The sequence below is a fragment of the Viridibacillus sp. FSL E2-0187 genome, assembly GCF_038006425.1.
GTDB lineage: Bacteria > Bacillota > Bacilli > Bacillales_A > Planococcaceae > Viridibacillus > Viridibacillus arvi.
Genome location: NZ_JBBOVG010000001.1, coordinates 995,065 through 1,008,005, shown reverse-complemented (window position 1 = coordinate 1,008,005; position 12,941 = coordinate 995,065). Strand labels below are relative to the sequence as shown.

The 12,941-nt window shown below is 34.1% G+C and carries 17 protein-coding genes; 1 reads left to right on the top strand and 16 read right to left on the bottom strand.

What is annotated here, in order from left to right; translation table 11 throughout:
• Positions 1–163: 163 nt before the first annotated feature.
• The 3 genes from MHH85_RS04880 to MHH85_RS04870 all read right to left on the bottom strand — a co-directional run bounded on the left by MHH85_RS04880 (position 164) and on the right by MHH85_RS04870 (position 2,478).
• Positions 164–484, bottom strand: coding sequence for a YbjQ family protein (locus MHH85_RS04880; RefSeq protein ID WP_340706110.1), 321 nt, complete (start codon positions 482–484; stop codon positions 164–166).
• A 137-nt stretch (positions 485–621) separates the two neighbouring features.
• Positions 622–1,284 (bottom strand): MBL fold metallo-hydrolase, encoded by a 663-nt coding sequence (locus tag MHH85_RS04875; RefSeq protein ID WP_340706109.1) that lies wholly within the window; start codon positions 1,282–1,284, stop codon positions 622–624.
• Positions 1,285–1,548: 264 nt separating this feature from the next.
• Positions 1,549–2,478, bottom strand: coding sequence for a helix-turn-helix transcriptional regulator (locus tag MHH85_RS04870; protein WP_340706108.1), 930 nt, complete (start codon positions 2,476–2,478; stop codon positions 1,549–1,551).
• Positions 2,479–2,586: 108 nt separating this feature from the next.
• On the opposite strand from MHH85_RS04870, the gene MHH85_RS04865 reads away from it, so the two are divergent.
• The gene (locus MHH85_RS04865) at positions 2,587–3,192 is read left to right on the top strand and encodes a DJ-1/PfpI family protein (protein ID WP_340706107.1); all 606 of its coding nucleotides are present in this window, start codon (positions 2,587–2,589) and stop codon (positions 3,190–3,192) included.
• A 94-nt stretch (positions 3,193–3,286) separates the two neighbouring features.
• Here the strand turns inward: MHH85_RS04865 and MHH85_RS04860 are convergent, their stop codons facing one another.
• The 13 genes from MHH85_RS04860 to MHH85_RS04800 form a co-directional block, all read right to left on the bottom strand.
• Complete coding sequence (locus MHH85_RS04860; protein WP_340706106.1) at positions 3,287–3,568, bottom strand: hypothetical protein; 282 nt, start codon at positions 3,566–3,568, stop codon at positions 3,287–3,289.
• A gap of 293 nt (positions 3,569–3,861) precedes the next feature.
• Positions 3,862–4,413: a hypothetical protein gene (locus MHH85_RS04855; protein ID WP_340706105.1), complete on the bottom strand. Its 552-nt coding sequence runs from the start codon at positions 4,411–4,413 to the stop codon at positions 3,862–3,864.
• A 353-nt stretch (positions 4,414–4,766) separates the two neighbouring features.
• Positions 4,767–5,114 (bottom strand): VOC family protein, encoded by a 348-nt coding sequence (locus tag MHH85_RS04850; RefSeq protein WP_340706104.1) that lies wholly within the window; start codon positions 5,112–5,114, stop codon positions 4,767–4,769.
• 334 nt (positions 5,115–5,448) lie between these two features.
• Positions 5,449–5,946, bottom strand: coding sequence for a kinase (locus MHH85_RS04845; RefSeq protein ID WP_340706103.1), 498 nt, complete (start codon positions 5,944–5,946; stop codon positions 5,449–5,451).
• Positions 5,947–6,072: 126 nt separating this feature from the next.
• Entirely contained in the window at positions 6,073–6,663 is a 591-nt protein-coding gene (locus MHH85_RS04840) for a DUF2441 domain-containing protein (RefSeq protein WP_340706102.1), read from the bottom strand.
• 378 nt (positions 6,664–7,041) lie between these two features.
• Positions 7,042–7,416: an STAS/SEC14 domain-containing protein gene (locus MHH85_RS04835; protein ID WP_340706101.1), complete on the bottom strand. Its 375-nt coding sequence runs from the start codon at positions 7,414–7,416 to the stop codon at positions 7,042–7,044.
• A 201-nt stretch (positions 7,417–7,617) separates the two neighbouring features.
• A complete protein-coding gene (locus MHH85_RS04830; RefSeq protein ID WP_340706100.1) occupies positions 7,618–8,037 on the bottom strand; it encodes a GNAT family N-acetyltransferase in 420 nt (139 codons plus the stop codon).
• Between the two features lie 27 nt (positions 8,038–8,064).
• A complete protein-coding gene (locus MHH85_RS04825) occupies positions 8,065–9,105 on the bottom strand; it encodes a serine hydrolase domain-containing protein (RefSeq protein ID WP_340706099.1) in 1,041 nt (346 codons plus the stop codon).
• A 172-nt stretch (positions 9,106–9,277) separates the two neighbouring features.
• Positions 9,278–9,712 (bottom strand): NUDIX hydrolase, encoded by a 435-nt coding sequence (locus MHH85_RS04820; RefSeq protein WP_340706098.1) that lies wholly within the window; start codon positions 9,710–9,712, stop codon positions 9,278–9,280.
• A 225-nt stretch (positions 9,713–9,937) separates the two neighbouring features.
• Complete coding sequence (locus MHH85_RS04815; protein ID WP_340706097.1) at positions 9,938–10,339, bottom strand: hypothetical protein; 402 nt, start codon at positions 10,337–10,339, stop codon at positions 9,938–9,940.
• Positions 10,340–10,836: 497 nt separating this feature from the next.
• The gene (locus MHH85_RS04810; protein ID WP_340706096.1) at positions 10,837–11,586 is read right to left on the bottom strand and encodes an ABC transporter permease; all 750 of its coding nucleotides are present in this window, start codon (positions 11,584–11,586) and stop codon (positions 10,837–10,839) included.
• A complete protein-coding gene (locus MHH85_RS04805; RefSeq protein WP_340706095.1) occupies positions 11,587–12,348 on the bottom strand; it encodes an ABC transporter ATP-binding protein in 762 nt (253 codons plus the stop codon).
• Between the two features lie 171 nt (positions 12,349–12,519).
• Positions 12,520–12,861: a DUF1048 domain-containing protein gene (locus MHH85_RS04800; RefSeq protein ID WP_340706094.1), complete on the bottom strand. Its 342-nt coding sequence runs from the start codon at positions 12,859–12,861 to the stop codon at positions 12,520–12,522.
• Between the last annotated feature and the right edge of the window lie 80 nt (positions 12,862–12,941).

The window sequence follows — 12,941 nt, the reverse complement described above, 5'->3', positions numbered from 1 at the left end:
GGGTCAAGATTCACTTCATTCGTTATCTCAAAACCTTTAGGAACTTTTTTTCCATGGTTGCTTTTATATCGTTTGTCATATATAAAGTAACCAAGTAAGATACAAACGAAAACAATACTAAATTGAAATATCAAATATAAACTTATTCCAAAAAAAGTCGTCATTATTGCTTTTCCACAACAACTGCCGTACCGTATGCAACAATTTCACTCATGTTTTTACCCATTTCACCAGAATCATATCGCATCATGATAATAGCATTCGCTCCCATTTGGTTGGCATTTATAATCATACGGTCTATAGCTTCTTTTCTAGAATCTTCAAGCATGGCAGTATATTGCTTGATTTCTCCCCCTACTAATCCTTTTAAGCCCGCCATAATATCACCGCCAAGCCCCCTACTTCTTACAATCAGACCAAATACAGATCCTTTTACTTCGACAACTTTATACCCTTCAATGTGTTCTGTTGTTACTACTAGCACATTCATCATCTCCTATGTTCTATTTAATTTCCTTATTCAACTAAACTGCCCTTTAACTGAATAAAAAATAAGGGCTGTCTAAACAGCTCAATAATCTTCAAGTAAAGTGCTCGATTGCTGAAGAAATTTCTAGAATATTAATATGAAATTACTTCTTGAATCTGATCATGAATATTTACCTTACTTAACCCACCGTGGTAACAAACCACTGATTCAATTTCGAGGTCCAAGTATTTCGTCAAAGAGAGACGTGCTTCTTTTATATCCAGGACAGTCGGGACATGAATTCCCTTAATTATTCCGTTTTCACTGTACATCGAGTCCCCGGCAATCAGTGTTTTACTTTGTTTCAAATATAGGCTGATGTGGCCAGGAGTATGCCCTGGAGTATGGATGATACGAATTCCACCACAATACGGCAATTCTTGACCGTCTTTTAAGGTTTCGTCCACTTTGCCCTTAGGTGGGTTCTCTAGGTGCCCGTCTTTCAAAAGAGATAAATCCCCTTGAATATAAGGCTTATCCAAATCGTGCGCATATACTTTAATATTACTTCCACACTCCTGTAATATCTCAGGTAAACTACCTATATGATCTATATCCTGATGCGTCAAAATTACAACTTTTAGTTTGTAGAACGAGACTTCCACCTTTTCCATTGCCACGCGTATATCTTCAATTTGTCCAGGAAATCCAGTGTCTATTAAAACAGCCGTTTCTTCATCCCATAAAAGAGTTGGATGAATAATCATCCCATTAAATTCGAGATGAAGCATTTCTACCCCCTTATAAATCCCCATAATTTAGTACCCTCCATAATTAGATTTCGAATATGAAAAAAAAGATTTGGTTACACAAGAAGTTTTAAAGAATTAAGCTAATCTTGTACGTATAACATTACTATTGTGTAGTATCAATAATTATTCATTTTCAGAAAAGCCTACAAGTTTGTTAATTAAAGTGAACATAATAATAATTTCAACTTCCTTCTCAAAAATCCCTCCTGATTTACAACAATATGGCCCAATTACTGAAAAGAATTAACTGTTGATTAATTAAATGTATCACTGGTATAAAACACTCAGTACTAAAATTTTCTTTTTTATTTCATCTCTTAATTCAATAGGTTGAACTACTTTTGCGTGCTTTCCCATTTGTATAAAATAGTCAGCCAAAAAGTCAATTTCAGTTTCACTTATTGAACCCTTAATAACTCCATAACCTTTACTGTCTATTGATATTCTGTGATATGGTGAAACATTAGATTTATATTTTTCTACTCCTTCTGGCGTTAATTCCACAATAAGCTCATGCTCTTTTTTTGTTGATAAAAGGCTCATAATATCATTTAAGTTAGTTTCATTTAGATTCATCTTGTCATTTCTGTCACTAAGTCCGATCTCTGATATTCGATCACAACGGAAAAGTCTAAATTCCTTCCTAAGATAACAATAAGAAGGGCAATACCATCTTCCATATTGAGAAAATAATCCAATTGGTTGAATTTCTCTATTAACCCCCAAGTAAGAAATCCAAAGCGGCTCATTTCCTATTGCTGCCATAAATAGCTCTTTTAGAAGGGGGCTTTCTTTAGTCTGATTATCTATTTTGAAATCGATCTTATCTTTGATTAAATCAATTTCATCTTTCATCTTCCCGTTTAAGTTTAAGTAGAATTTTTTTATGATTGAATTATATTCCGATTCAAAAGGGAGGCTTATAAAATGTTTTAAAGATAATAGAGCAAAAAAGATAGAGAACGTTTCATCTTTTGTAAAGGATACAGCAAGTAGATTTTTTTCTTCCAAAACTTGATATCCACCATTAGGTCCTACTTCTGAAATTAATGGAACCCCTAAAATACTTAGTTCTTCTAAATCTCTAAGAATCGTTCTTCTTGAAACATTAAATTCTTTTGCTAAATCATCTACCTTAAACTTTTTAACTCGATTAATATACAACCTTAACTCATTTAATCTAGTCGCTTTACTCAAAATATTCCCCTTTTACTAATTGTGTCATCATTTGTCACTATTACATTATATACTGAGGATAGTTTCGAATTGATAGAACTTTCATTATTTAATTAGGAGGGATTTAGATTGAATCAAACTGAGAAAAAAGAAATTTTATTTGTAGTGTTGGAGGAATTTGCTGATTGGGAAATGTCTTATGTAGCAGCTTTTTTAAATAATACAGAGAAATACATCACTAAAATAGTTAGTGTAAGTGAAGACGTTATAAAGTCAATAGGTGGAATACGTGTCCTTCCTGATTACACCTTTAGAAATATGCCTGAAATCTTTTATGGTTTAATACTGATTGGGGGGAACTCCTGGCGTAAGCCATTAAACAATAATGTCATTCCAATTATGGAGAAGGCACTTTCTATGGATATTCCAATAGGGGCAATATGTGATGCAACAGTATTTATGGGCGCAAATGGATGGTTAAATGACATAAAGCATACAAGTAACGATCTTAAAGATTTGAAAACTTATGCAAAAGATAACTACCGAAATGAAATAAATTATGTACTAGAGCAAGCAGTTTCTGATGGGAAAATTGTGACCGCAAATGGAACAGCTTCATTAGAATTTGCAAAAGAAATTCTTGAATTATTAGAAGCATATCCTAAGGAGCTTATTAATCAGCTTTATAACTTTCATAAATTAGGTTATTATGAGGCAGAAAAGGCAAATTCTTAAATCTAGATATTCGTAATGCACATAATCCTAAAGATAGGAATTTATGTGCATTTTCCCTTTTTAGGATTTACTCTCAAGCATCTTGGTCTTCTACTTAAACCTCTGTAAAATCTTCTGATTTTTTTATAGTCACAATTATTTCTTTAAACCGATCATCATTGAAAATAATCACTAAAAGTGCTAATTGTTCTTTTTCATCATCAAAATCATATAAATTTGTATAATTATCTCCGGATATAGAAAATTCATCTCCAACTAAATGAACTTCAATCGTCATTTCGCTAAAAGTAGCTGCATTAAGATCCCTATTTCCCATCATTTCTTCTTCTAAAATATTCAACAGTAAATAAGAAAAACTGATCCTTTCCTTTCCCATTCAAACTCCAATCAGCCAATTCAAATGGCTTATCGGTTATTAATATCGTTCGACCATTTTAATATTCTAATAATTCTACGGATATTTTCTCCATGTGAATTCCCCCTTTTTGTTGCGTTTACACTACTAATTTACTTTAAAATTCAAAAACCTTTTTTTAGCAAAAAAACACAACAAATTTCCCCACTGTTGCGTTTTCATACCATTTTATGGTTGTTCCTTCGGCCGCAAGCGACCGCCCCTTTGCCAACTTTAGTGACAAGTTTAATCATATTTTATCTTTTGACTTCCTATTATTCACTTTTAGCTTTTTCTATAAATTCAATATCATTTTCATTAATAATCTGATAGATCGCTCTTTTTTCATCTAATCCAAAAGAAGATGTTTCTTGTATGGTAAACGATTCATTTTTTTTCGTTGTAAATATATAATTACCTCTTTCATACTCGGCATATTCATACACCAATGTGTCGATTTCAGACCATTCATATACTCGTTCTTCCTTAAAATTTTTATAAATAATTTTATGTTCTTGAATAAGTGTGACACTTAAAAGCGAAAAGTATCCCATTATTAAAGCACTTACTAATAATAGAAAAGCTATAAAGTAACTTAAGTAATTCCTTTTAAACCCTAAAAACACCAATGTTAGTACTATAATTAATTGCGATAAACCTAAAAGTTTGAAATTTATTAAAGGTATAATGGTTACAATGTTTTCTCTATTAAAATGAACAGTCTCGGTATAAACAAAAGGAAGAAACATAGAAATTAAAATCGCAATCATTCCATATATCATCGCTGCAATTATAAACCTTCCTCTAATCGATAAGGTATCTAACAAGTACAGCTCCCCCTTTACTTCACTAAAGTGACTTTTCAACTTCCATTAAACATAAATATTATATAAATCTTTTATGCAATCATCATCAATATATGTATTACATCCAACGTTAAACAAACAATAATTTCAAACGAAGGTTCGATTCCCATGCATCCACTACGAACAAGTTAAATCTAGCTATAATTTAGGCTAAATTTAGCCCTGTCGGGGGTATTGATGCCATCCATCACAATTATCAGCATTGTGTTCATTTACTCCAAAAACTACATAAAAAGCTAACCTAACTACAGTTGACTTCTACTCTGTTTATTTAACTAAAACACTCGTTATCTTAAGCAAATAATTACAACCCGCTATTTCTCCCAAAGCTCTATCAGTCGACCTTCAGGATCTTTAATCCAAATAAACTTTCCAAATTCACTAATCTCTTCTTTCTTTTCAAGAGGTACACCAATATTTTCAAGATGCTTAATAGTCTCGTTTAGATCATGTACTTGGAAATTTAACATCACTTGTTGTTCTGTTGGAAAATAACTGTCATTCTCGGTAAAGAAAGAAAAGATAGTCTCATTTCCTAATTGGGGTTTAATCACAGTCCCATTCCAATTTTCTATTTCAATCTTCAACACTTCACTGTACCATTTTTTTATAACATCAATATTCTTAGTTCTCCAAAATATTCCTCCAAAACCTTTTATCATTGTATCTAACTCCTATTTGTCTTCAAATTTTTAGTTTTTCGATTATCGTTAAGTTCCTTCTTCAAATAAACTGTTGCTTTAGTAAAAACATCCCTTATGTCTATAATTCTATTAAGTTGGTATTAATCCCTTTAATAATACTATTTTAGGGGAAATGGAATTGTTAAACTCCCAAAGGTGTCCTTCTTACTAACGCTAGATGAAGTAGAAAAAACGCTATAATACAAATGAAAAGACCAAATATTATTAACATATATTCACCTCCGAAATATATGTTAATATCATTCGTAATTTTGTTATTTAAAGAATTAGTATTTCAAATCACTTGGAATATTTACTTTTGCAGTTGATTTAAAATCAATTTCAATACATCGTTTTGTGATCTTTCATTAGTCAATGTGATTTCTCCATCCACGCCAAGATAATCCTTTGGTTTCCACCAGGCACGTAAAGAATCTTCACCAAATTCCAACTTTTTCGAACTTGAGTTATGACGTATGACTGTTTCCTCAAAAGATAAATCAAAATAATAAGTAAATGACTTTTGGTTAAAGAACAGGATTAGGTTATTCAGCATTTCACCATAGCGATTTTTATACAATATTCCTTCCACAATAACAAATTCACATTTATCTTTACCGTATTCTGCGATTTGGCGAATCAAATCAATTGAAAGGTTCCCTTCTCTATCTTGCACCTTCAACATTTCACGGCGAACGGTATCCTGAGAAACCAAGAGCGTTCCATGTCCCAAAAGATTTTGAAGACCTTTCGCAGTCGTTGTTTTCCCACTCCCAGAGTTTCCTCGTATGATAATCAGCTTAGATTCCATATTTTCCAGCACACCTCATTTTTATTCTATTTACAGAATCTTTTATTGTTCATAACAACAATTCTTATCTTTATTTCATTCGTTATAGAAATTAGTTCTTTCTTCTTCCACTAAAGTACTCGATATTTATGAGAAATCTTCAATAACTTCTACCACTTCAATTTTCCCGTTAATCAAAAGCTCTGGTAGTTCGTTTTTCATATTACCATTCCAATATTCTATAGCTTGTTCAATTTTTCGGGAAAACGGGACCCCATCCGTTTTTGGTAAAAGGTCTCCATCTCCCTCAAAATAATTTCCGATAACTCGAAGTTTAACAATCTGCAAAACTTTCCGATTGTAAGAATCAAATAACGATTTCCATTTCAATGCGTCTTCATAGCTTTTCGTAGCGTATAAGCAAGACAACCTTGAAGGATATTCAGGAAATTCTTGTAATCTAACCATTTCTACTATAGCTTCTCTAATAGCTCTGATTGTTTGGTCAACATAATTTATAGCTACTTGAGCATTTTCTTTATTCAAGTACAAGCCTTCATTTGTATCATGATCCTGTAAAATTTGAATGAAGTCTTCACCTTTAGAATTCAATTGTTCTCTTTCAAAAAAGAAGTGAAATAATGTGTTCTTTTGGTTCTTGTCGAAGTTAATTATCTGCCCTTGACTCATTTTTTTTCTGGTAACGATATGATAAACATAAAATTCTTTTTCCCCCATAGTTTACCTCCTAGTAACCTTAATCATAATGACTATATTTTGCTAATCCCACTAAGAAGAATTTTGTTTTATTAATGCATTAGTGAATTAGTCGCAAATACTTTTTGAATTAATTATTTTCAACTCCAAATACCCTTAACGAAAACTACTTCTTTTTGTTTAACTAATCGACTATAGAAATACCCTTTCCTTTTTGTAATACTCAAATTACAACAAATTTTCTTCAACTAAACTGCTTAGTAAATACATTAAGTTCAACAAAAAAGTGCGTAATCCTGCTTGGATTAACGCACTCGTTAGTCAATAACATATTCTTGAGTCGACACATAATATGAATTAAAAACAGTTAACCTTTAGCAACTTAGGAGTAAAAATCCATTATTTATATTCAGTAAGCCAGTCAATTAATTGGTCATAGTTACTTGAGAACATTGCGTTATCTTTAGTATTAGACTGTTCAAGGTGAATTAAAATATCTCCTTCTTCTAATAAAAATGCGACTGCAATAGTGTTCTCTAATATATTATTAGAGAAAAATTTGTCTTTCCACAATTTTTGTACAGAAAAATGTTCTGGAGTATAACCTTTACGATTAACTAACAACTTATATTTTCTTCCTTGCCTAATAAATGAAGAGCACGTTTTTTCAAATGAATTAAACCATGTGTTTACATCAGCAAGGGTTATGTAACCTGTCAAATTTGTAATAATAATATCTTCAGAAATGGATGTACTTATATTTTTAACATTCAATAGAAGAACAACTCCTTTTCAATATTATAAACCAAATAATGGAAGTTGGTATAAATTTATGTTATATAAAAGTTAAAAGACCTTCTAGTAGAAGGTCTCTCTAAAAAAGTGGTTAGTAAAAAGAGCGTTCTTCCACCTAGAAAAGCGACTACACTATTAAAGAATCGCACTCGTTATTTTAAGAGAAGAATTTCACAAAACTTAATTTGGGTTACTAAAAATCCAGATTTTGAACTCGTCATTTTGTTCTTGTAAATTCCAACCTGATTTAAAATAATATGCATTAAAAGTGGATTCAGTTGGACATAGTGCAGCTATAGGTAAATCATTTATCGTATTTAACATCGTTTTTAACAACCCTTGACCTCGATAAACCTCGCTTATCGCAAATTGATATAAAGAAATTTTGTTTTGTGTTTTTTTTCGGTAAAACCGAAATGCTCCTACCACTTGACCTTCTACTGTTGCCACTATCATTTGCTTTCTTCTTATGGCTGCTTTAATTCCAAGAGGACATAAAAACTCTTCAGAATAAACTGCACTGTTATTACGCTCTAAATTTTCGTTGAAGAAATACACAACTTCAGATATCTGAGTTGGATTCGCTAAAGCTATTTGCATTTTCCTCCCCCTTAAAAATAACGCTTTCTATGCCATAAGTGATTTATATATATCCCCTATAATTCCTTCCATTTGATGAACACCTAATTCTGTATTCGTCATGATAACTGCTCCTTTTTCTATGTGTGAAAATGCTACCATCATACATTGAAAGCCTACTCCCCAACCGAGTGATGTGATTTCTGATTCTATTTCAGAGCCTTCAAGAAACATACCTAATCCAGTCCAACTCTTACCTTTTTGAGGTGTTATCATTTCTTTTGCTAATCTTTCTGAAATGCCAATTTTACTTTCACCTTTTAGAGCATCCAGTAGCTCAAGAACTAATCGAGCTAAATCTAAAGAAGTTGTCCATAAGCCAGAAGCTGCTGGGTAAGGATATATTGGATACTTTCCATCTACTAATTCACCGTTTTTATTATGACCACAAGAGAATTCTCTTTTATCCATCTCTAACATTGTTGTTGTATTTAAATGGCTATTCTTCATTCTTAATGGCTTAAATATTAACTCATTCACCACTTGATAAAATGGCTTTTCAGTAACATCTTCAATTAGTTGCTGAACAACACAAAAACCTGCATCTGAATAGTGAAATTCACTCTCTGGTTCACACTGAACTTTAATAGGAGGATTACAATAAGAAGTTTTCCCCTCTAATATATCAATCATCGAAGGAACCTCTATTTTTGAATTTAGTTCAGAAAAACTACCTTCAGGATCCTTAATTCCAGATTGATGACTAAGTAAATTTCTCAATGTAACGCTTTTATTTTTAGTGAATTCATTTTCTGGTACTTTCCACGATACAAGTCTTGTATTTATATCCTCATCTAAATCAAGAAGTCCTTCCTCTATTAGCTTTATAGCAATCATTCCTGTTAAGAACTTGCTAATGGAACACGAACTAAAAATAGTATTTTCATTTACTTTTCTATCGCTTTCTACCTCTAGTAAACCATAATTTTCTGTTCCGCTAATTTGACCGTTCTCAATCAATGCAATACTTATTCCTTGGACATTATAATGTTTCATTTGTTCTTCGATGATGTAATTTTTTAATTTCATATTTACCCCCCTGCAAAAGTATTACCAATAAAATTGTAACACGAATATACGTTCTGTTGTATGTATTTGGAAAAAATTAATAAACATGCTTATTTAGTTAAATAAGCAAAATGTGCTTCTAAAACACCCCAATGATATTTCACTAAAGCATCTCGTTAATTAAATAAGAAAGTTAACTATTTTTCTGTAATAACTCTATTAGACCATTGGGATAAAGAATTTTTTTCCCATCAATAATTTCTTCTAAGGAAATCCATTTCGCGAATGTAGTTTTACTCCCTTCTACAACTTTAAAACTTTCTTTTTGATATAGTGTTTGGTCTATAAATTCCACTAAGTAAATCTGAGTTATTTCGTGACCTATATTTCCGTCTATTCTATAGATGTTTTCTAAACAGGCAATATAGCGTTTAATCTCTATGCCCACTGCAATTTCTTCATTGTATTCTCTTATAATAGTTTCACTAGACTTCTCACCAAGTTCAATTGTCCCACCGATTGGTCGATAATATGTACCTATTCCCTTTGAATGCTTTCCCTCTTGTTCTTCTAAAAGAATTTTATTATTGTGTATTATTATCCCTAAAGTATTTGCTCTTGGATACACATGATCCCCCCTTTTAATATATCTACTACAAAATAACATTCTTCATATTAAATCTTCTTTATCTGACCTGACCTTTTTGTTAAATAAAAAAAGAGCCGGTTAGGCAGCTCAAAGAACTTCTACTAAAGCACCCCAGTTCAATAAGTACTTTTAGTATTATCATTTAAGTAACTAGATAAACTTTTGATATATACCATAAAAATAAATTGCAATTGAATTTTATTTTTATGGATATAACATGGTATAAAATTCCGCACCTTCTTCATCAACTATAATTCGATCTCCAATTTTTTGAAACTCTAATGATATACCATTGTCAGCAGTAATATAATACTTATCTTTTTTTATTTTGATTTTTACATTCTTATATGTTTTTTCATAATACTTTACTCCCAGAACCTCATTTTCAGATTCTAATATTTTATCTATAGTTGTTTTCAGTTTTCCTTCAGAATTATATTCACCAGAAATGATTAGTTCTTCACCGATAACAACAATCATTTGGCTATTACGATTAAAACCCCCTCCTTCAAAGTCACTAGCCTTAGCTTCATAGGTCATATCATCTTCTGAACATGCTACTAATAAAAAGATTAAACCAATTAACAATAATCCTATTTTTTTCAATTCTATTCCCCCTCTTTTTCATGTTTACAATCCGTGATAAAAAGACTGTTTCAACATCCTTTCTAATATATACGCAAGGAAACAAAGGTGATTTCAAATTTTACCAAATAAGGGTTTATATTTAAGTTACTAAATCTCATCCTTTTCCTCATGTTCTACTAACCCGCCACTTTAGTTTTTTAAAAAAAGAGCTGTTTGAACAGCTCAAAAACCCTCAACTAAAGCACCCGTTAGTTTAAGTATAATTCTTCACAAAGTATTATCTGGTTTAGTTGAATTAAATTACTCTAAAAATGAATCAGAGAGTAATAACCATCTTCAACAGGCTGTGTATTTTCATAAACATATCCCATAGATTGAAAACATTTTATACAATCTTCTTCAACTCCTGCGAACCATTTATTATTAAGCCAAAAAAGTCGGATTTCTGTACGCCAAGAAACCGACTTTTAATTTACTTGTTATATGGCTAACCCTATATTGGTGTAGTGGTGTACTTACCCTAACTGGCGTTTAAATTGTTTACTGGCGAAGATGTAAGCGATGACCATGATGCCGACGCACCAGGCAAGCGCAATCCAGATATCGTTGCCAACAGACCCTTCATACAAGAGAGCACGAATCCCATTCACGATTGAAGTAACGGGCTGGTTCTCAGCGAACGCACGGACAAGTTTAGGCATGGTTTCGGTGGGGACAAAGGCAGAACTGATAAATGGTAGGAAAATCAGCGGGTACGAGTAGGCCGTCGCCCCTTCCATAGACCCCGCTGTCAATCCGGGAATGACCGCCAGCCATGTCAGCGCTAGCGTAAACAGCCCGAGTATCCCAGTTACCGCGAGCCAATCTAGGATATCAGCGTTGGAACGGAAGCCCATCAAGAGCGCGACGAGGATAACCACCACGACAGAAATCGCATTGGAAACAAGCGAGGTCAACACGTGAGCCCACAATACCGAAGAGCGCTTGATGGGCATGGTAATGAAACGCGCCATCAACCCGCTCTTTACATCCGTAAACATCCGCGCGGAAGTGTAAGCGCCACCGGAGGCGATAGCCATCAGCAAGATTCCCGGCAATAAATAATTGACATAGTTATCAGTGCCTGTCTCTATGGCGCCGCCAAATACGTAAACAAACAGCATCATCATCATAATCGGCGTAATCGCCACCGTGATAATCGTATCTGGACTGCGCATGATGTTGCGCATTAAACGCCCTAGTAAAACCCATGTTTTGCTTTTCATTTACATCCCCTCCTTTTTACCGATGATCGCGAGGAAAATTTCCTCCAATGTCGGCTGCTTTTCAATGTACTCTACTTTGGCTGGCGGGAACATCTCTTTTAGTTCGGTAAGGGTACCGGTCGTAATGATTTTTCCGCCATGCAGGATGGCGATACGGTCCGCAAGTTGTTCGGCTTCCTCCAGGTACTGGGTCGTCAGCAAGATGGTCGTGCCGCCGCTAGCAAGCTCCTTGACGGTATCCCAGACTTCAATCCGCGCTTCGGGGTCAAGCCCTGTAGTAGGTTCGTCTAGAAAAATGACTGCTGGCGTCCCGATCATGCTCATGGCGATGTCAAGCCGGCGCTTCATCCCGCCGGAATATTTGTCTGCCCGGAGGTTGGCCGCATCGGTCAGGCTGAATCTTGCAAGCATATTGTCGGCGACTTGAGCAGAATTGGGAACTCCCCGCAACTTGGCGATCATCATCAGGTTTTCCCGCCCGGTAAGCATTCCGTCTAAAGCTGCGAACTGCCCGGTCAGGCTGATGCTCTCGCGAACATGATCCGGTTGACGCTGGATGTCAACGCCGCAAATTCCTACTTCGCCGCCATCGGGCTTCATCAGCGTCGAGAGGATGTTGACCGTCGTCGTCTTGCCTGCTCCATTTGATCCCAGCAGTGCGAAAATTTCGCCACGCTGCACTTCAAAATCCACCCCCTTTAAAACTACTTTGTCTTTAAAGGATTTTTTTAACCCTTTTACGGAAATTGGTGCATTGCTCATACTTTTTTCCTCCTTATAAAAATCCCCTTACGGATCTAGATTTCCTATAATCATCTACTTTGTATGACTGATAATAAGTATAACTTAGTACCTGGTTGAAAATATAACTGAATAGCGAGGGTGGCAATTCACATTTGTAATCAGCTATTCAGTCATTATTATCAATTGAAATTAATTTTTCCCCAATCGCTTCATGATACTATGGTTCAGATCTTCACGATACTTGGCAATATAGGTTTTAGCGTTTGCCACTAGTTCGTCGGCAAAGGACGCCACGTTGTCCCCAGTGATTTCTAGCACTTGTCGGCCTTCCGCTGCACCGGCTTCGAACAAGTCGATTAATTCATACTGCATTTGCAGCATATCCATCCCGTTGCCCGCCGAGAAATTCCACATGTAGTTTTGAATTTTCTTAAACACAAACTGGTAGTCTTCCGGCAGAGCCTCAACCCGTGCCATCATCATCTTGTACTCTTTTTTATCACCAATCATTTTTTTAAACATTTCTATCATGTTATTTTTCCTCCTTATAAAAAGCTCCTTGCGGAGCTAGATTGTCTATACCACCCTACTTAGTATGACTGATAATAAGT

Excerpts from the sequence above, each read along its gene's own strand:
- MHH85_RS04875 (WP_340706109.1), bottom strand. The coding sequence starts at position 1,284 with ATGGGGATTTATAAGGGGGTAGAAATGCTTCATCTCGAATTTAATGGG.
- MHH85_RS04860 (WP_340706106.1), bottom strand. The coding sequence starts at position 3,568 with ATGGGAAAGGAAAGGATCAGTTTTTCTTATTTACTGTTGAATATTTTA.
- MHH85_RS04850 (WP_340706104.1), bottom strand. The coding sequence starts at position 5,114 with ATGATAAAAGGTTTTGGAGGAATATTTTGGAGAACTAAGAATATTGAT.
- MHH85_RS04845 (WP_340706103.1), bottom strand. The coding sequence starts at position 5,946 with ATGGAATCTAAGCTGATTATCATACGAGGAAACTCTGGGAGTGGGAAA.
- MHH85_RS04840 (WP_340706102.1), bottom strand. The coding sequence starts at position 6,663 with ATGGGGGAAAAAGAATTTTATGTTTATCATATCGTTACCAGAAAAAAA.
- MHH85_RS04830 (WP_340706100.1), bottom strand. The coding sequence starts at position 8,037 with ATGCAAATAGCTTTAGCGAATCCAACTCAGATATCTGAAGTTGTGTAT.
- MHH85_RS04825 (WP_340706099.1), bottom strand. The coding sequence starts at position 9,105 with ATGAAATTAAAAAATTACATCATCGAAGAACAAATGAAACATTATAAT.
- MHH85_RS04810 (WP_340706096.1), bottom strand. The coding sequence starts at position 11,586 with ATGAAAAGCAAAACATGGGTTTTACTAGGGCGTTTAATGCGCAACATC.
- MHH85_RS04805 (WP_340706095.1), bottom strand. The coding sequence starts at position 12,348 with ATGAGCAATGCACCAATTTCCGTAAAAGGGTTAAAAAAATCCTTTAAA.
- MHH85_RS04800 (WP_340706094.1), bottom strand. The coding sequence starts at position 12,861 with ATGATAGAAATGTTTAAAAAAATGATTGGTGATAAAAAAGAGTACAAG.